General features: G+C 60.4%; 17 protein-coding genes. 11 read left to right on the top strand and 6 right to left on the bottom strand.

All coding sequences use genetic code 11. The features are described 5' to 3' along the window. Window positions 1-214: 214 nt before the first annotated feature. The 7 genes from R2R70_RS04945 to R2R70_RS04915 all read left to right on the top strand — a co-directional run bounded on the left by R2R70_RS04945 (window position 215) and on the right by R2R70_RS04915 (window position 5,716). Window positions 215-835: a HupE/UreJ family protein gene (locus R2R70_RS04945; protein ID WP_410977427.1), complete on the top strand. Its 621-nt coding sequence runs from the start codon at window positions 215-217 to the stop codon at window positions 833-835. Further along, window positions 832-1,383 carry a hypothetical protein gene (locus tag R2R70_RS04940; RefSeq protein WP_410977426.1) on the top strand — a complete coding sequence of 184 codons (552 nt, stop codon included), beginning with the start codon at window positions 832-834 and terminating at the stop codon, window positions 1,381-1,383. Before R2R70_RS04945 ends, R2R70_RS04940 begins: the two co-directional genes overlap by 4 nt. 198 nt (window positions 1,384-1,581) lie before the next feature. Next, a complete protein-coding gene (locus tag R2R70_RS04935) occupies window positions 1,582-2,610 on the top strand; it encodes a YHYH protein (protein WP_199852315.1) in 1,029 nt (342 codons plus the stop codon). Then, window positions 2,607-3,257 (top strand): YbhB/YbcL family Raf kinase inhibitor-like protein, encoded by a 651-nt coding sequence (locus tag R2R70_RS04930; RefSeq protein WP_410977425.1) that lies wholly within the window; start codon window positions 2,607-2,609, stop codon window positions 3,255-3,257. Before R2R70_RS04935 ends, R2R70_RS04930 begins: the two co-directional genes overlap by 4 nt. 71 nt (window positions 3,258-3,328) lie before the next feature. Then, window positions 3,329-4,027, top strand: a complete 699-nt coding sequence (locus R2R70_RS04925; RefSeq protein WP_410977424.1) for a PEBP family protein — start codon at window positions 3,329-3,331, stop codon at window positions 4,025-4,027. Window positions 4,028-4,289: 262 nt separating this feature from the next. After that, the gene (locus R2R70_RS04920; protein ID WP_410977423.1) at window positions 4,290-4,730 is read left to right on the top strand and encodes a hypothetical protein; all 441 of its coding nucleotides are present in this window, start codon (window positions 4,290-4,292) and stop codon (window positions 4,728-4,730) included. A gap of 80 nt (window positions 4,731-4,810) precedes the next feature. Then, window positions 4,811-5,716: a hypothetical protein gene (locus R2R70_RS04915; protein WP_199852316.1), complete on the top strand. Its 906-nt coding sequence runs from the start codon at window positions 4,811-4,813 to the stop codon at window positions 5,714-5,716. A gap of 142 nt (window positions 5,717-5,858) precedes the next feature. Here the strand turns inward: R2R70_RS04915 and R2R70_RS04910 are convergent, their stop codons facing one another. From R2R70_RS04910 to kdgR, 6 genes are all read right to left on the bottom strand, one after another. Further along, a complete protein-coding gene (locus R2R70_RS04910; protein WP_131432246.1) occupies window positions 5,859-6,905 on the bottom strand; it encodes an alpha/beta hydrolase in 1,047 nt (348 codons plus the stop codon). A gap of 120 nt (window positions 6,906-7,025) precedes the next feature. Further along, complete coding sequence (locus tag R2R70_RS04905; protein ID WP_131432245.1) at window positions 7,026-7,493, bottom strand: thioesterase family protein; 468 nt, start codon at window positions 7,491-7,493, stop codon at window positions 7,026-7,028. Beyond that, window positions 7,493-8,446, bottom strand: coding sequence for an L-carnitine dehydrogenase (locus tag R2R70_RS04900; RefSeq protein ID WP_131432244.1), 954 nt, complete (start codon window positions 8,444-8,446; stop codon window positions 7,493-7,495). The genes R2R70_RS04905 and R2R70_RS04900 overlap by 1 nt, the downstream gene beginning before the upstream one ends. Beyond that, complete coding sequence (locus tag R2R70_RS04895) at window positions 8,443-9,378, bottom strand: 3-keto-5-aminohexanoate cleavage protein (RefSeq protein ID WP_131432243.1); 936 nt, start codon at window positions 9,376-9,378, stop codon at window positions 8,443-8,445. The genes R2R70_RS04900 and R2R70_RS04895 overlap by 4 nt, the downstream gene beginning before the upstream one ends. 526 nt (window positions 9,379-9,904) lie before the next feature. Further along, a complete protein-coding gene (locus R2R70_RS04890) occupies window positions 9,905-10,963 on the bottom strand; it encodes a polysaccharide lyase family 7 protein (RefSeq protein ID WP_410977422.1) in 1,059 nt (352 codons plus the stop codon). A 403-nt stretch (window positions 10,964-11,366) separates the two neighbouring features. Further along, window positions 11,367-12,182: a DNA-binding transcriptional regulator KdgR gene (gene kdgR, locus R2R70_RS04885; RefSeq protein ID WP_107334566.1), complete on the bottom strand. Its 816-nt coding sequence runs from the start codon at window positions 12,180-12,182 to the stop codon at window positions 11,367-11,369. A gap of 399 nt (window positions 12,183-12,581) precedes the next feature. Here kdgR and R2R70_RS04880 point away from each other — a divergent pair, with 399 nt between their 5' ends. The 4 genes from R2R70_RS04880 to R2R70_RS04865 all read left to right on the top strand — a co-directional run bounded on the left by R2R70_RS04880 (window position 12,582) and on the right by R2R70_RS04865 (window position 18,439). After that, window positions 12,582-12,926, top strand: coding sequence for a cupin domain-containing protein (locus R2R70_RS04880; protein ID WP_107334567.1), 345 nt, complete (start codon window positions 12,582-12,584; stop codon window positions 12,924-12,926). 151 nt (window positions 12,927-13,077) lie between these two features. Beyond that, the gene (locus tag R2R70_RS04875) at window positions 13,078-13,851 is read left to right on the top strand and encodes an SDR family NAD(P)-dependent oxidoreductase (protein WP_107334568.1); all 774 of its coding nucleotides are present in this window, start codon (window positions 13,078-13,080) and stop codon (window positions 13,849-13,851) included. 66 nt (window positions 13,852-13,917) lie between these two features. Continuing rightward, on the top strand, window positions 13,918-16,095 hold the full coding sequence (locus R2R70_RS04870) for a heparinase II/III family protein (RefSeq protein ID WP_410977421.1): 2,178 nt from the start codon (window positions 13,918-13,920) through the stop codon (window positions 16,093-16,095). A 250-nt stretch (window positions 16,096-16,345) separates the two neighbouring features. Then, window positions 16,346-18,439 (top strand): heparinase II/III family protein, encoded by a 2,094-nt coding sequence (locus R2R70_RS04865; RefSeq protein ID WP_410977420.1) that lies wholly within the window; start codon window positions 16,346-16,348, stop codon window positions 18,437-18,439. Window positions 18,440-18,563: the final 124 nt, after the last annotated feature.

The raw sequence follows: 18,563 nt of genomic DNA, 5'->3' as shown, positions 1-18,563 counted from the left end.
TTGTTTATCAGGCTGCTGACTGCCAGCTTAGGACGGCAGCTTGGGGCGGCAGCTTGGGGCGGCAGCCTGGCGCGCCACCTTGCCGACAGTCGCGCGGACTGCCTGAGCACACGCGCTGCATGAAATAGCGTGCTGTATGAAGAAGCCCTGCGGCCATGCGAGAGACCTGCATTGCCGCGGGGCTTCATGCTTTTCACCGAAGGATTGTTACCTCATGACGTTCACCCGCTTTTCGGCGCCGCGACTCACGCGGGCAGCCATCTCTCGCCTGGGCCTGTTGCTGGTCATGTTCTCCGGGGCTGCGCATGCCCATGTCGATACCGATTCGGTCGGCGGCTTTGCCGCGGGCTTCCTGCATCCCCTGACCGGGCTTGATCACTTTACGGCCATGGTGGCGGTGGGCCTGTGGGGCGTGATTCTGGGGCGGCCCGCCACCTGGCTGCTGCCGGTCGTCTTCCCGATGATCATGGCGCTGGGCAGCGTGGTCGGCATCGTGGGCCTGGCGCTGCCTGGCATCGAGATCGGTATCGCGCTTTCCGCGCTGGTGCTCGGCGCCTTCATCGTGTGGCGGGTCGCATTGCCGCTGTGGCTCGCCTGTCTGGTGGTCTCGGTGTTCGCGATCTGTCATGGCTACGCCCACGGGGCGGAATTGCCCCTGGCCTCTGATCCCTTCGCCTTCGCGATGGGCTTCATGTTGGCCACCGGCAGTCTGCATGCCGCCGGTATCGGCGTGGGCGTAGTGGCAGAGCGCTTTCGTCAGGGCGTGTTGCTGCGGGTACTGGGCGCAGTGACGGCGCTGTTGGGTGTCTACTTCCTGATGGAGGCCCTGGCATGATGATGTGGGATCAATGGCTATTGGGTGTTCGCGCCGCCACCGGAAGCCCGGTGATCCTGTATCTGCTGCTGACGGCCAGTCTGGTGGGCGTTGCCTGTCAGAGCCGCTTCACGACTGGCGAGGGGTTGCGCGGTGTTCTGCGTCTTATCAATGCCATGGTGCTGGGAATCGTGGTGGCGCTGTACGCGCCGGATTCGCTGGTGATGGCAGTGGTGGGGTTCGCGATCGTCACGGCCTTGCTGGTGTCGATTCATCTACCGCTGCGCACGCTGTGGGGCAGGGCGCTGATGGCGCGTGTCCCGGCAACGTTGTCGGGGCTGGTGGTCGCCCTGCTGTTCGTCGGGCATGACGTGGCCACTACCCCAGTGGCAATACTACTGGGCGTAATGACGGCCATATTCCTCATCGTTGTCGCCGGCTGGGGGATTCTTGCACTGGCCGGGCGCTTGCTCCCCGAGTCGGCTTTCGTCATCGCCCAACGCGTGCTGGGCGCCTGGCTGGTTGCCATCGGCGTGATGACCCTGACATTCATCGTCATGCAGTGGTAGTGCCTGCTGTTCGAGCCGGCATCGGAACCACCACAAGAACCCAAGAACCACCACACGTGAAGTTGCCCAGGGTTGGGCGTGGGGCGGCCCATCGGGCCGCTCTCTCTTCAAGGAGTCCGGACCGGATTCCATCGCCACGACATCAAAGGAGGGGGCATGTCATCCACCGATCAGAACTCGCATGGACGAGGACGCGTCATGCGTCGTTCCATTGCGCTGGGCATGGCGACTGCGCTTCTGGCGCCGTTGGCATTTCACGCTGCGCAGTCTATCGCCAACGACCCGGCATCACTGACAGCCCTGCAGAAGACACGCTGTGATGCAGTGAAAGCCTCGGTGAAGGACGCCGGCTTTGACGATTCGGTGTCGGTCAGCTGTCACGATGGCAAGGCATTGATTGCTTCGGACACCTGGCCGGACCACGAGATGATGACCGGCATCGTCGGCACCAATGAGCAGGTACCGGTGCCGGCCAAGGGTTACGCATCGCCCGTAGTGCTGGAGCCCAAGATGCGCGGCAGTGAGGAGATACCTTATACGCGTGATGCTGCGCTGGGTGTCGCCGTCAATGGCGTGCCGATCTACGACTACACCGGGGGCGGAGAGATGTCTCAGGATGACCTCGCAAGCTACCAGGCAGACAACGATACCCTGGCCACCAAACAGCTGGATGCCTGCGGTGGGCATTCCGGGCGTGGCGATGATTACCACTATCATGTCAAACCCACCTGCATGATAGACAAGATGAAGAATGCCGATGACAACCCCATCATCGGTTGGGCGCTGGATGGGTACCCCATCTATGGCGACGATAATCCAGATGGCAGTCATATCGCGAACGAAGCGCTGGATATCTGCAATGGCCAGCCGGACAAGACCTTTGGCTATCGCTACCACACTTCGCAGAAGGCGCCCTATATCGTGCAGTGCCTGATGGGAAAAGTGCCTGACCAGAAGGACTTGCCACGTGTGGCGCCATTGTCAGCCGCAAACGATACCAGCGATGCCAATAGCCGTGGGCGTCCTGCCGGGACACCTCCGCAGGGCGGCGTGGAAGACCTCGTTTTTACGCAGCAGGAAAACGGCAAGCGCAGCATGGATTACATCTATCACGGTGAAGCCTATTACATTCGCTATACGCCCAGCGACACGCCCGATTGCTATGACTTTGAAATGCGTACCGTGACAGATGGTGGAGACGTCAAGACAGGGGAGTACTGCCGATGAGTCATGCAGAGTCGTGCAAGTCATCGTGCAGTTCATCAAGCAATCTGGCGGGCAAGTTCTCAAGTGCCTTGCAGACGCGCCTCGCGCGTGGGGTGGCCGCTGGGCTTTGTACGTTGGCCCTTGCCGAGCCCATGGTCACGCCTGCGCTGGCACAAGGCGACTTCACGCTCACCAGTCCTGCCTTCAGTGATGACGGCTGGTTGCCGGATGACTTGAAATGCACTCGTGACGGCGGCGATGGCCTCACACCCCCACTGACATGGGGGGATGTGCCTGACGGCACACAGAGCCTTGCCCTCATCATGCATCGCTATCCCAAAGGCACTGTCGAAGGTCGTGACGCTCCGAGCCAGTATTGGCTGCTGTGGAATCTTCCGGCAGATACCCACGCTTTGCCGCGCGGCAACCCGGCGTCGTTGGGGGATGAGGGCGCCGACAAGGACAAGAAACGTATCGGGTATACGCCGCCTTGTTCACCTCCCGGCCTCGAGGGCTCATATCACGAATACATGATCACGCTGTATGCCTTGAAAGCACCGCTGGATGCATTGCCGGATCATGACGACATGAGCGTGAACTGGGAGACGATGACCGAGGCGCTCAAGGGCAAGGTCATTGATTCATCCTCCATCACTTTGCGCAACTGAGCAGATGATGGACGCAAGCCCCCCCTGCAAGCCAAGAAGACCTATCGCTATTCACCACGAAAGGAATCCTCATGCGCACATTACTGACCGCCGCCCTAATTCTGGCTGCCGCACCTGCCTTTGCCGATTCACACGCCAAGGATGCGCATGCAGCAAAGCCCAAGGCCGGGCCCCAGAGCGGTACCAGACTCAAGGCCGAGGTCTGGGTCGATAACTGGTTTGAAATGTACGTCAATGGCGAAAAGGCGATGCAAGACAGCGTGCCGATCACCACTGAGCGCTCTTTCAATTCAGAAACCGCCATCATCGAGACGCAATTCCCGGTGACGATTGCCATCAAGGCCAAGGACTTCAAGGAGAATGACTCAGGACTTGAATATATCGGCACCGATCGTCAGCAGATGGGTGATGGCGGCATGATTGCCCAGTTCAGTGATGCAAAGACAGGTGACGTCATCGGTGTCACCAACAGCGACATGCATTGCCTCGTGGTACATCACGCACCGGTGAAGACTTCCTGCGAAGACGAAAATGACCCACAAGCGGGTGAGGGTGCTTGTGCCTTCGAGGAAACCACGGTTGATGGTGATTGGACCGCCCCGGATTTCGACGATAGCGACTGGCCGGCTGCCATTGAGCACGCTGCCAGCGACGTCAGCCCGAAAGATGGCTATGACGATATCGACTGGGACGACAACGCCAGGTTCGTCTGGGGGGAAAGCCTCAAGCAGGACAACACACTGCTGTGCCGCATGACTCTCGAACGCTGATCGAAAGCGCTGGCTCATTTTGCTGTGGCCCTGAAAAGCCGCCTCTGAGAAAGCTGCGGCGGCTTTTTATCGTGCTCATCCCTAGTGCAGGAAGTTACTTGCTCCAGACACCCTTGAGTGGCTTGGAGAAGTGCGCCGGCACGGCGCTCATGCAGACTTCAATCGATATGGGCCAGTAGATATGGCCGAGCGCTTCGTTCCACAGTTCATAGCCGTTGAGGTTCCAGAGTCAACCAGTCGTTTCATCGCCAAGATAGGCCGGGTGGCGGAAGCCAAGTGGCTACGCGGTGTCCTGCGTCTGATCAATGCCATGGTGCTGGGAATCTTGGTGGCGCTATACGCGCCGGATTCGCTGGTGATGGCGGTCGTAGGCTTTGCGATCCTCACGGCGTTGCTGGTGTCGATTCACCTACCGCTGCGCACGCTATGGGGCAGGGCGCTGATGGCGCTTGTCCCGGCAGCGATGTCGGGGCTGGTGGTCGCCCTGCTGTTCGTCGGTCATGACGTGGCCACTACCCCAGTGGCAATACTGCTCGGCGTAATGACGGCCATACTCCTCATCGTTGTCGCCGGCTGGGGGATTCTTGCCTTGGCCGGTCGCTTGCTCCCCGAGTCGGCTTTCGTCATCGCCCAACGCGTGCTGGGTGCCTGGCTGGTCGCCATCGGCGTGATGACCCTGACCTTCATCGTGATGCAGTGGTGAGGCTGGCCTCTTGCATTATCGGGCTGCTCGCCCCCATTGCATGAGGATGCCCTCAGTAAGCCCCAAGGAATGGAGCGCGTATGCAGTTCATGAAATATGCCAGGCAGTTGGCGCGGAACCCGCTGGGGATCATCGCGTTGTTCATCTCGTTGATCTATGGCTTCGCGAGTCTGTTGCTGAATTCGGCGGCCGAGACGTTGACGGTGGCGGAGCGTTGGCCGTTGATCGGTTTCATCGTGGTGTTTCCGCTGCTGGTGCTGGCGGTGTTCTATCGACTCGTGACCCATCATCACGGCAAGTTGTATGCGCCGGGGGATTACGACAAGGACCGCTCCTTCATGCGCACGCTGTCGCCAGCCGAGCAGGAGCAGCGTCTGACTCGCGAGGTGCAGGAGTCGCTGGGGGAGAGTGATTGGCAGCAGGGCGGAGCAGACGCCGAGGCTCAGGGGTCAGCCGTCGCTGAGGATAGCGGGCAGGCCGTCGACGATGCCGATGTCGCGCAGCTGTTGAGCCCTGAGGACGGCGCCGACAAGAAGGCGCCGTTATCGCGTGCCGAGCATCTGGATCATCATCGCCAGCAGATGACCCAGCTGAAGGATGCGGTGCTGCGTCAGATGCAGGAGTCCTCCACTGCGGGTGGCGGTGCGAGCGGCGCGATGACGCGGCATGTGCGTGTCGGCGAGACCGATGCCTGCTTCGATGCGTTGCTCGAGGGAGAAAGTGCCCCCTTCACGTTCATTGAAGTGAAGGTGCTCAAGCACTACGCCAGAGCGCAGACGGTGCTGCAAAGTCTGCTCTACGAGGCGCTGCTGGCGGACCGCACTCTGGAGGCCAATTTCAGACTCATCGTCGTGGTCGTGCTGACGGACGATTCGTCTCAGGACATGACGCGGGAGCGGCTGGAGCAGGAGTGGCATCAGCGCATCCGTCAGTGCCCGGTCGCCATCGAGCTGCGCTTCATGTCACCGGCCAGCCTGAAGACTTGACCGACGGCTAGACGCTCGAGCGGTGGTCACCGAGCCTTTCAGTAATCAGCTATATCTGCCGTCAGCTATGTCGGTCACCAGATACACAAACGCCCAGTCACGACTCTCGTGGCTGGGCGTTTGTGTACGTGAGGGGCTTTCGCTAGTTCAGGGCGCACAGGCGCCGATCGAGGGCTTCACAGAAGGCCTGCCAGGCTTGCTGCATCTCGGGGAGCGCATGATGCGCATGCAGCGCCGCATGCACCATGCCGCGTGCACTGCGATAACCGACATCGGCACCGCGCCAGCGCCAGACATCCACCGCTGCCTCCAGCGGTTGCGTCAGCGGGTCATGCTCGGCGGCCAGTACTTCGATCTGGCGTGCCGGCGGCTGCTGGGAATGGGCCGGCGAGGGCGAGTAACTGGCGGAGCGGTCGCCCTCAGCGATGGTCAGCCACATGCTGACCACTTCATCGCGGCCGAGCAGCGGCGCATCCGAACCCAGCGCGAACTCGTTCTCCTTGGCCAGTACGAAGACCGGGTCCATCGGCGGGTAGATCAGCCCCAGCACATAGCTGACGGGCTTCTCGGGGGCCGGATGCTCCTGATGGCGGGCCGTTTCCATTTCCGCGCCATGGGTGCCGAGGCTCTGCATGCGCGTGCCTTGCAGGCCGATGTTGGGCATCTCGGTATCGAGTCGGCGTGCCACATCCATCGCCAGTCTTGCGCCGGCGCTGTCACCAACGATGGCCACTGGCTCGACAGTGGCGGAGAGGTGCTTGATGGTCGCTAGGCAATCCGCCAGTGCGTCCTGATAGTTGGCTTCGGGCAGCAGGCGATAATCAACACTGACCACCTCACGACCCAACTGGGCGGCCAGGCTGGAGGCGATGCCCTGATGGCTCTCCGGCGAGCCTATCTGCCAAGCCCCCCCATGCAGAAACACCACCGGTGCCGGCAGGTTACCGTCCGCCTTGCGCGCCACCTCCGGGATGAAGTGGCGCAGGCGCAGCGGTGTTGCCCGGCCGATGATCTCGACATGATTCTCGTGGGTCGTGACGCCCTCGGCGAGCGGCGCGCCAAGTTGCTGGCATAGTTGTTCATAGCGCATGCGGGCGTCTGCCAGCGGCATCTCTACCATTTCATCCATGCCGCGCGCGAAGTCAGCGATGAAGGCGCGACAGGTGATGGGGGAAGGGGTCATGGTCATGAATCGGCTCTCGGCGGGTGTCCCAAGACAATAACACCCCGCCAGAAGACTGGCAGGGTGCGGGTTTCGACGCTAAATCAGCGACTTGTTATCCGAAGCGGACATCGGTTGTCACACGTCTCAGGCCGTCTTGCGGCGGATGGCGATACGACGACCGGTCGCCTTGGGCCAGTCCTCTTCGCCTGCCGGCTGGGGCAGGACGGCAATGCGCTCCGCCACCGATTCCGGGCAGGGCGTCGGACGACCGCCACTGATGCTCATCGCCATCAACATCTGCTCGCTGGTGGCGATCTCGCCGCCGTCGGCATCCGTCAGGGTGAACAGCACATGTTGACGCTTGGCGTCATGGTCCAGCAGCAGCACCTTGACCTTGAGCGTCTGACCTTCATGCGCTTCCGCCAGATAGCACAGGTGCGTCTCCAGGGTGTAGATGGTCAGGTCGTGTTCGCGACGACCCTCGGCATCCAGCCCCACGTGCTCCATCAAGGCTTCGACCGCCATCGAGAAGGCACGCGCGTACTCGGCATCATTCATGTGGCCGTTATAGTCGACCCACTCATGCGGTACCGTGATCTCGAGCAGGTCCATCAGATACGTCCCTCGAGGCCTTCGGCTTCCGGCCAGTACTTGCGCGTCAGGCTCAAGAGCTCGACCAGGAATTCATCGCGACGACGGTCCAGCTCGGCGACCGGGCGACCCGCAGCCTGGTATTCGCAGCCTTCCACGACCTTGTCGATCAGCTCGTCGGTCAGCTCCGGCGCTTCGAGTTTGGTCCACGGCAGTTTCAGGGCCGGGCCGAACTGCTCGAGCATGTGACGCATGCCCGGCTCGCCGCCTGCCAGGTGGAAGGTCAGGAAGGTGCCCATCAGCGACCAGCGCAGACCACAGCCATAGACGACGGCAGCATCGATCTCTTCGGTGGTGGCGACGCCGTCGTTGACCAGGTGCAGGGCTTCACGCCACAGCGCTTCCATCAGGCGGTCAGCGATGTGACCTTCGATCTCGCGACGCACGATCAGCGGACGCATCGCCAGCTGCTGGTAGTCGTCACGGGCGCCTTCCAGCAGTGCCGGTGAGGTGTGCTCGCCACCGACCAACTCGACCAGCGGCAGCAGATAGACCGGGTTGAAGGGGTGAGCGACGATGACGCGGCCCGGTGCCTTCTTGCAGTCCTGTTGCAGATCGGTCGGCTTGAAGCCGGAGGTGGAAGAGCCGATCACGACGTGCTCTTCGGCAGCGGCATCGATGGCGCTGAGGATTTCCTGCTTGAGCGGCAGACGCTCCGGCACGTTTTCCTGGATCAGATCGGCGCCGACCACGGCTTCCTCGAGGGTCGCGGCGAAGCGCAGACGATCGACGGAGGCACCTTCTGCCAGGCCATCCTTTTCCAGCGCATGCCAGGCATTCTCTACGAAGGCGCGAGTGCGGGCTTCAGCGTCCGGCGCCGGGTCAAAGGCGACCACATCCCAGCCATTGGCCAGTGCGCGTGAGATCCAGCCATTGCCGATGACACCGGTTCCTACGACAGACAACTGGCTCATGCGACACCTCCAGCGGTTTCGAGTGCAGCGATATCGCCAGCGGTCTTGCCGGTGGACGGATCACGCAGCTTGAGGAATTCACGCGTCTCGGCCGGGGTCATCACGCTGGAACCCAAGTTCTCGATGATGCCAGAGGACTTCTCGACCAGCTGCGCGTTGGTCGCCATCACGCCCTTGGACAGATAGAGGTTGTCTTCGAGACCGACGCGAGCGTGACCGCCCAGCAGCACGGCCTGTGCGACCATCGGCATCTGCATGCGGCCGATACCGAAGGCTGCCCAGTTGGAGTTGGTCGGCAGCTTGTTCTTCATGGTCAGCATGGTTTCGGTGTCAGCTTCTGCGCCCCACGGGATGCCCAGGCATAGCTGGAAGAGCAGGTCGTCGTCGAGCAGACCTTCCTGCTGCAGCTGACGGGCGAACCAGACGTGGCCCAGATCGAAGCACTCGAGCTCCGGCTTGACGCCAGCGGCCTGCACCAGACGAGCGTGCTCGCGCAGCCAATCAGCGGTGTTGATGTAGACCATGTCGCCGAAGTTCAGGCTGCCGCAGTCCAGGGTGCACAGTTCCGGCAGCAGTTCCTGGATCGGCGCGTGACGCTCGGCGGGGGTCTGGATGTCGGTGCCCGGGCCACCACGAGTCGGGTCGTTGACGTCCGGAATCCAGTCGCCGCCGCCACCTGCGGTGATGTTCATGACGATGTCGGTGTCGGCGGAACGCACACGGTCCATGACTTCACGGAAGTGCTCGGTGGAGTGGCTGATGCCGCCGGTCTCCGGATCACGCACGTGAATGTGGGCCACGCTGGCACCGGCCTTGGCGGCCGCGATGCAGTCATCGGCGATCTGCTTCGGCGTCACCGGGACATTTGGGTTCTTGCTGGCGGTATCACCCGCGCCAGTGATGGCGCATGTCAGGATAGTCTTGCGATTCATCGTCGGGCCTCACGTGTCAGAACACTTGTCTGCGGTAAGTCGCAGCGGCCATGTCACCAGACGTCGACCTGCACGTCCCGGTCGCATCGCCTCTGCGCCTTTGTTGAACACAGTGTCGTGAAGTTGAGGGCAGCGAGATGATCAGAAGACGCCGGATACTTTGCGTTTTACGCCAATTTTCCGCTCTCGTAAGATTGAGGGCGGTCACTGGCTCCCATTGCAGGCTCGTCGATGTCTTCCTTCGGCGACCATGGCAAGGGGCACGATACTCTCAGAGCGTCGAGGAAAAGGTGAAAGAGAGCGAAGAGGGCGGGGTCATCGACAACGCAATTCCCCTTGGATTGGCAGAGATACGGCTTCTGACAATCCAAGGGGAAGAGGGGGATACGGCATTTCTGTAGAGGAAGAGTGGCAGTCCCCTGTCCGAGATCTGCGATCTCACACGGATTTCATCACTTCAGTTTCTTTTCTTCAGCTCCATTTCTTCAGATCCAGCAGTGCAATATCACATCCGGACGACTTGTCATCACTGAACTTTGCCGCTTTCAAGCTCGGTGAAGACCACCTTGGCATAATCGCCATTGGCTTCATCCTTGGCCCATTCGCCGGTGCCTTCACAGGCATTGGAGGAGGGCTTGGTGTTGCACTGGTTGTAGGAGCCCGCCTTGAAGTACATCCAGTCACCGGCATACCCCGCTGGCAGGTCTTCCTGATCCACCTGGCCGTTGGCATCGACATTGTCTGCCAGGTTGATCTCGAAGTTGCGCGTGGGGTGGCCTTCCGCATTGAAGGTCAGATGCATGATGTCGCCCTTGACCACGACCTTGTAGCTGAAGGTCTCACCCAGTGAAATGCCTTCCTCGCCGGGGTCAGCGTTGCTGCTCCAGTCGTTGCCCCAGACCGCGTAACTGACATCCGTGCGTCTGGGATCTTCCTTGGCGAGATTCTTCTCATAGTTCCAGAACACGGAGCCCGTGTCCTGATCCGGCAGTTTCTTGTAGAAGATCTTGAGCGGCTCATTGCCGTGACCGAAGCCCTCATCCTCTTCCATCAATGCCTTGTCCTTGCCGGCATGAATCTGACCGACCACCACCGAATAGGCTGACTTGCGATCAGGCTTGCGGGAACGTTCCGCGACATGCTCCACCCGTAGTGTCGCTTCAAGGAAGCCGCCGACCTGAGCATATTGATCGGCATGCTTGTGGGAGGCGAGCGCGAAGTTGTTCTGAGGGTCGTGTGTGCCGATGCTGGTATCGGTTCCACGCAGCATCTGACGCAGTTCAGTCCGTGCATTGCTGGAATTTGGTGTCGTGAATGCCTTGTTGGGGGTCACGAATACCAGGTGATCTTCATCGTCGAGATAGAAGTAATCCGCGTGTCGATAGGACTGAAGGTCGCTGACTTTTATCTCGTCGACCTTGCCATCACCGTTACCATCCATGGGAAGCGTCAGTTTCCAGGTGTCCAGGTTGAAAGCTTCGGCGGGTGGCGTGTCATTGGCCAGAGATGGCGCGGAAATGGTGACTGTTCCCAGAGCGAGAACCAGTGCATTCATGAGGGGCTGGCGTGCCCGATTGTGTTGCATGGCGTCCTGCCTTTTCTTGTGCTTTTGGGAGGGTTTCCGTTGCAGCAAGCGAAGGCTAGAGCCTGACAGTTCTGACTGTCAAGGTATCATTCAACAATAATGAAATGCTATTTCATATTTATTTTTATCGTTATATCAATGGGTTGCAGGTTGTCTGTGCATTTCTTCAAGCCCTGTGAAGGATGTTGCAGCGATGAGTGATCGATCTGCTATCCGCTTGAATAGACTGGATAAAATTGGATTAACTGCAAGTCGTTGCTCAATGATCATTATCCATTGGTCTTGGGGTGGCAGCGTCAAAGTCGTCAGCAGTCCCGTCAGAAGCGCCGGCTTGTCGCTACCCATATCTTGCCTTCAGCCACGCGAGGGAAACTGACATCCGTGTCTGTTTTCCTCCGCGTCATCAGCCATGGGCGTGTTCATGAGATGGCTTCCAACCAAGGTTCGCGGAAATGTTCCGGCCGGATTCACACAGGATCTTCTTGTACTCGAGGGTGACATCCTGATGATAACGAATCGTCGGGATCGACATGCTGAGCGCCGCAATGGCCTTGCCGGTGTGATCGAGAATCGGTGTCGCGAAACAGCATACCCCGGCGTCCATTTCCTCGAGGTCTTCTGCCAGACCGGACTGACGTGCTTGTGCGAGCTGCTCATCCAGTGCCTGCCGCGAGGTCAGCGTGCGCTCGGTACGTGGCTCCAGCGGCTGCAGGGTCAACAGGTGCTCCAGCTGGGCGTCACTCATGCGTGACATCAGCGCCTTGCCCATGGCGGTGGTATGCGCGGGGCAACGGTCGCCGATGCGGGTGTTCATGCACAGGTTGAAGTGCGAGTTGTACTTGTGGACATAGACGATCTCCCCGGTGCTGGCATCGAGAGTGCCGAGATGAACCGCTTCTCGCGTCAGCTGAGACAGCGCGGCCATGTCGGGGTCTGCCATCTTGATCAGGTCCATGTTGCCCAGCGCCGAGCTGCCCAGCACGAAGGCTTTCATGGTCAGGCGATATTTCTCGCTTTCGCTGTCCTGGGCGACGTAGCCGAGGTTCTTGAGGGTCTGGAGAAACCGGTAAGCAGTGCTTTTCGACATCATGGCGCGCTGTGAGAGTTCGGCAAGACTGGACTCATGGTCGATATCCAGTCCCTCCAGCACGGCCATCACCTTCATCACCGCAGTGACGTTGTCCACCTTGGCTTCGGCAGGCTTGGTTTCTGAAGACATGAGATCCCTTATTCTGAAATTAATGAAACTCGATTTTAGAGTACTCACCTTCGCTTTTACACTCTCAGCCGCGCTACCACAACGCCTGGCGCCATCTGGGCTTCATTCTTCGGCCATCGGCGACGAAGCGTCTTCCAGGCTTGGAACGGTCTAAAAGTCTAAGATGGAATGAAATGCTGTTTCAAAAACAAAAATCCCCTGCTACGTTTTCAAAACGCCATTTCAGATTGATGTCTCAATCGACGGTGTCCCTTCTGGCTTTGCTGTCTTTGTGCCTCTATCGCCAACTGAGGCCATCGCGGCAACAAAGGCAAAGCAGGCAGAGCAGGGTCAAGGGAGCGTCTCAAGGATGGGGCATGTACCGGTGACACAACGGGTACCCAGCAGGGAGTCATAGCGATGAACGCAGGCAGTTTCTTCATCAACGACGAACATGATTGGCAGGATGTCGAACCCGGCATCCAGCGCAAGATTGTCGCCCACACCCCGGACTTGATGGCGGTATGCGTCAAGTTCGATCGCGGTGCCGTCGGCACCCCACACCAGCATGAACGTCATGACCAGATTGGCTATGTCGTGCAGGGCGCTTTCGAGGTCGAGCTTGAGGGTGAAAAACGCAGGCTCTCGCCAGGCGATGCCTTCGTCGCTCCGCATCACACCTCGCATGGCGCTGTGGCGCTCGAGCCCGACAGTCTGGTGATCGACCTGTTCTCGCCCCGCCGCGATGACATGCTGACCCCATGATGTCATGCCGCTTTCAGGCTCAGGCCTGGGCAGCATTTTGACGCGCTAAATAATGCGAAATATCTAAAAAAGAAGTTGCTTATTTGTTAGTGGCGGTCGCGTCAGCGAAGCGCCTGATCACAAGAGTTCACCCGTTTCAGGAGTAGTCGTGATGTTTGATGATCTTCAAGGCAAGCGTGTACTGGTGACCGGTTCGACCGCGGGCATCGGTCTGGATGTGGCGCGCTCCCTGCTCAAGGCCGGGGCCAAGGTGGTATTGCATGGAAGCCGCGCCCCTGCCGAGGCAGAAGCCCTGCTTGCCGAGCTGGATGCACCGGGACGTTCCTTCTATCTGCAGGCAGATGTGCGTGATACCGCGCAGTGCGAGTCACTGGTGGCGCGTGCGGTAGATCAACTGGGCGGTCTGGACGTGTTGATCAACAATGCCGGTGGCCTGGGCGGGCGTCAGGGTCTGGAGAGCATCGATGATGCGTTCTTCGACACCGTCATCGATCTCAATATTCGCTCCGTGGTGATGGTGACGCGTTTCGCGATTACGCATCTGCGTGAGTCTGCCCGGCAGAGTCAACAGACCAGTAGCGTGATCACCACCGGCTCCATCGCGGGGCGTGAGGGCGGTGGTATGGGCGCCAGCCTGTATGGCGGCAGCAAGGCGATGGTTCACAACCTGCATCGCAACTGGGTGAAGGAATTCACCAAGGACAACATCCGCTTCAACACCGTCGCACCGGGCACCATCGATACGGCCTTCCATGAAGACAAGAGTGATGATCTCAAGCAGACCATCGCCGGCAGCATCGCCATGGGCCGCTTCGGGCAATGCCACGAACTGGCACCGACCTACCTGTATCTGGCATCGCATGCGCTGAGCGGCTACATCACCGGGCAGGTGATCGACGTCAATGGCGGCCAGATGTGCCCCTGAATCGGGCACCCGTCAGGGTGCCCAACCGAAAACGCCACAGGTCATCACACAACGAGCGGTTACGTCATGGAACAGACATTGCTATTGGATCGTGCGGCCCTTGCCGGACTGCGCGCCGCCCACGAGGCACCGGATTCCTCGCGCGTATTGTCAGAGCGGCTCGCGCTTGCAGAGCAGGACATGCGCTCGGTGCTGGCCGAGCCCCTGAGCATTCCCGGGCAAGGTGAGGCGGGCGGAGAAGAGCACGCGCGCCACAAGCTCAATTATCAGCATGTCAGCCTGGCCTCTCAGCTGTGGCTGGTGACGCATGATGAGCGCTATCTCGAATTCGTGCGTGGCCTGTTGCTGGGTTACTCGCAGATGTATGAAGCACTGCCGGCGCATGTCTCCAGGGACAGCAATCCTCCCGGCAAGCTGTTTCACCAATGCCTGAACGAAGGCATGTGGCTGTTATATGCCGCGGACGCCTACGGCAACATCAAGGCACAGCTACCGGTCGGTGAGCGCGAGCAGATCGAACAGCACCTGTTGCGGCCGATGATCGACCTGCTGGTGGTACAGAACGCGCATGACTTCGATGTGGTGCATAACCATGGCATCTGGTCGGTGGCCGCGGCTGGCATTGCCGGGCTGGTGCTCGAAGATGAAGCATTGGTGGAGCAGGCCTTGCTCGGCAATGCACGCGATGGTGTCAGTGGGGGCTTTCTGGCTCAGCTTGACCAGCTGTTCTCACCAGATGGCTATTACCTGGAAGGCCCGTACTACCATCGTTTCGCGCTGCGACCGATGGTGCTGTTCGCCGATGCGCTGATCAACAGTGGGGTGCGTCCTCGGATTCAAGAACATCGTGATCAGATCATCCGCAAGGCCATTGTGTGTCTGCAGCAGATGGCCTTCCCGGATGGGCGTTTTCTGGCCTTGAATGACAGCTCGAAGACGATGGGGCTGGTCGACGAAGGTGCGATGCTCGGCGCGGCCTTCCTGCTGCAGCACTACCGGGATACCCGCTTGAACCCGGCGGTAGCAGGGCTGATTCGCGACAGGGTACAGCGCTTGCCGCTGTGCACGGGCTCTCTTGCATTGGCCGAGTTCGTCGAACAGGCGAGTCAATCAAGTGAAGCGCGTGACAGTCGCTTCATCAGTGATGGCAGTCAGGGAGATGCTGGCGGAATCGCCATTCTGCGCGCCCCGACGTCGCGTGGCAGCGAGAGCATGCTCTACCTGAGCTTCGGTCAGCATGGCAGCGATCCGACACTGCATTCCGCGCTGGATCACGGACATTTCGATGGCCTGCATTTCGGATACCACAATGGCCAGCATGAGGTGCTCACGGATTATGGCTTCAGCCGCTGGGTGAATATCGAACCCAAGTTCGGCGGGCGTTATACCCCGGAAAACCGTAGCTACGCCAAGCAGAGCGTGGCGCATAACACCCTGGTGGTGGATGAGACCTCGCATCATGACCTGGACACCGCACGCGCCTGTCAGCATCACGGCACCCTAGTGTGTTTCGAGACCTCCCATCCGCAGGTTCAGCTCGCCAGTGCGCGTCTGGATGACTACGTGCCCGGCGTCACTTTGCAGCGCAGCCTGATGCTGGTCACCTTGCCGGAGCTCGCCGAGCCACTGGTGATCGACCTGATGCGCGCCACCAGCGATACCCCCCATCACTATGATTATCCCCTGCACTATCAAGGCCAGTTGATGGTCGCTCAACCCGCCTTGCACCAGCAGACCTCGCCCACGGCATTGGGCGACGCCAATGGCTATCAGCATCTCTGGCAGATGAGTACCGGGGATGAGCTGCCCGCAGGTGCCGATCAGGCAGTCACCTGGCTGCAGGACGATCAGTTCGTCACGGCGCGCATGGTGTGCTCGGCGCCTGCCACCCTGGTGCAAGGCCTGATCGGCGCGAATGATCCCCAGAGCAATCTGCGCAATGAGCCTTATCTGATCCTGCGCTCCACCGGCAGTCGTCACACCGTTGCCAGCGTGATCGAGACACACGGTGTCTTCGATGAAGCTCGCGAGATCTCGCGTGACGCCCGCCCGCAGGTAAGCCGTTGCCAGTTGCTGCATGACAGTGACGAGGCCTGCGTGCTGGAGCTTGAGACGTGCAGCGGCGCTCGACATCGTCTGGCCGTGGCATTGCGCCCCTCACAAGGGCAAGCGCCAGGCGAGCATAGGGTGGAAGTGGCGGGAGAGACCCTCTGCTGGCAAGGCTGGTGGACGATGGAGCCATGACTCGACCACAAGCTTGTGCCATCGCGTTCGTCCGTGGCAATCGGCAGTAGCACTCGCCCATTGTGAGGCAGCACGGGTTGTTGCCTCCTTTTTATCCCTATCGATGGTCGGTCGACAGCGCCAGGGCAATGCGCTCGGTCGGCGGGGGTTGTCTCGGCCTGAATTTCCCCGACGACCCGCCATTCATCAGTGAGAAATCGTTATGTCTGCAAAGAGTGAGTATCTGTTGTGGTCATCCAGTGAGCTCGAAATGCTTCGTCGGCAATGCGAGGCAGATAGCTCACTGGGGCGCAGCTTGAAGGTGTTGGAGCAGCAGGTGGCTGCCAGCATCGCACGCGGCGTGGTGGTGCCTGGCCAGGGTGAGGCCGGGAGTTTCGAGCACAACACCCACAAGGAGAATGCCCGCCTGATAGAAGGTGCGGCGCTGTTGGGACGGCTCAACGATGATGAGGCGGCCCTGGCGCATGCCCGGGAGTTGCTGGAATCCTACGCGGCCTGCTATCGCGAGATGCCTTTTCAGGTCGCGCGCAATACCAACCCGCCGGGCAAGCTGTTTCACCAGATTCTCAACGAACATATCTGGTTGCTGCATGCCTCACTCGGCCTTGCCTTGCTCAAGCCGTCATTGAGCGATAGCCAGTATCGGGCGCTGCTGGAGGACTTGTTCCTCCCGATGCTTGAGATGTTCACCGAGACCTATCGGCATGATTTCGATCGTATCCATAACCACGGGCTGTGGGCCGTGGCGGCGGTCGGGATCTGCGCGATGGTGATCGAGAGTCCTGAGCATCTGGCGATCTCCATCGACGGACTGGATGGCAGCGGCGAGACCGGGGGCTTTCTCGCCCAGATAGCGCTGCTGTTCTCGCCGCAGGGCTATTACGTGGAAGGGCCGTATTACCATCGTTTCGCGATTCATCCGCTGTGCCTGTTCGCCGAGGCGATCGAGCGGCAACAGCCCGAGCGCAATATCTTCGCGCACGCCGACGGACGTATCGGCAAGTCGCTGCATGTCTTGCTCTCCACGGCCTATCCGGATGGTCGCTTCCCGGCGCTGAATGACGCCTCACGCACCATGAACCTGGATGATGAAGGGGCGCGCTGCGCCATGGCGCTGCTGGCAGCGCGCTACGAGGCGGCCCCGGAACTGCTGACTCTCGCGCATCAGCAGCAAGGCAGCTGGTTGCATGCCAATGGCGTGGCACTCAAGCAGGCCATGCAGCAGGTCCATGCTGATGTGCAGGCCACCAGTCAGCGTTTCAGCGATGGCCCCGAAGGCAACAGCGGGGCGCACGCTCACCTCAAGCACGGCTATGGATTGCAGGCGCAGCATGTGGTGCTCACCGCGGGGCAGCACGGCATGGGGCATGGCCACTTTGATCAGCTGGGCATGACGTATTTCGCGCGCGGCAAGGAAGTGCTGCAGGAATATGGTTTCGCGCGCTGGGTCAATGTCGAGACCAAGTTCGGCGGGCGTTACCTCAAGGAGAACGAGGGCTACGCCAAGCAGAGCGTCGCGCACAACCTGGTGGTGGTCGACATGCAATCCCAACATGACGGTGATCACGCGCTGGCGGATACGCACCACGCTGAGCTTGCGCTGCTGGCGGGCAGTGATGCCGCGGCGACTGCCCGCTGTGACAACGCCTATGCGGGCGTGACCATGCAGCGTCAGCTGGTATTGCTGCACTCGCGCCATACGCAGACACCGCTACTGGTCGATATCTTCGCGCTGAGCTCTGCAGAGCCGCATGTCTATGACTACACCTTCAATCACGGCGGCCAGGTGGTGCGGTGGTGGGAAACGGAATCGTCTCCGCAGCCTGTCTCCACCGCCCTGGCGACACTTGAGGTACTGGGCGACAGCGCGGGCTATCAACACCTATGGAAGGTGGCCCAGCGTCCGGCGGACACCGCGCACTGCATGACCTGGCTTGCAGGCGACAGCTTTCATAGCTGGCACCAGATCACCCAGGCACCCGCCGAAGCCTATCAGTTGCGGGTCGGGGCCAACGACCCGGACCACAACCTGCGTCCTGACGCCAAGGTGATGACACGTCTGACCGCCACCTCTCAGACCTTCTATTCGCTGTTCGAGAGCCACGGGCATTTCGATGAATCCCTGGAGCAATGCAGTGGCGCACGCCCACAGGTGCTGAACCTGCGTGCGCTGGAAGCCTGCGAAGGGGCAGTAGCGGGTATCGAGGCCCTCGAGATCACCTTGCGTACCGGGCAGCTGCTGTTGGTGCTGGCTGAAGCGGACGCCGTGCCGCCGGGGGGCAACATCACCCTGGGGGACCATGAATGTCGCATCCATGCCGGGGTGAATCTGATCGATCTCTGAGGCTTGAGAAGTCCCTGAACCGACGCCTTTCCCTGGATGAGAGCTCTTTGTGATGAAGGTTCTTTGAGGTGAGGTCTCCCTGAGCTGAAGGCACGTCTGTGGTGAGGGCACGGTCGGTGCTGTT

It is taken from the genome of Cobetia sp. SIMBA_158 (assembly GCF_046566945.1).
Classification (GTDB): domain Bacteria; phylum Pseudomonadota; class Gammaproteobacteria; order Pseudomonadales; family Halomonadaceae; genus Cobetia; species Cobetia amphilecti.
Note: the sequence above shows the minus strand (reverse complement) of the source record. Positions and strands in the feature narration are given on the sequence as shown.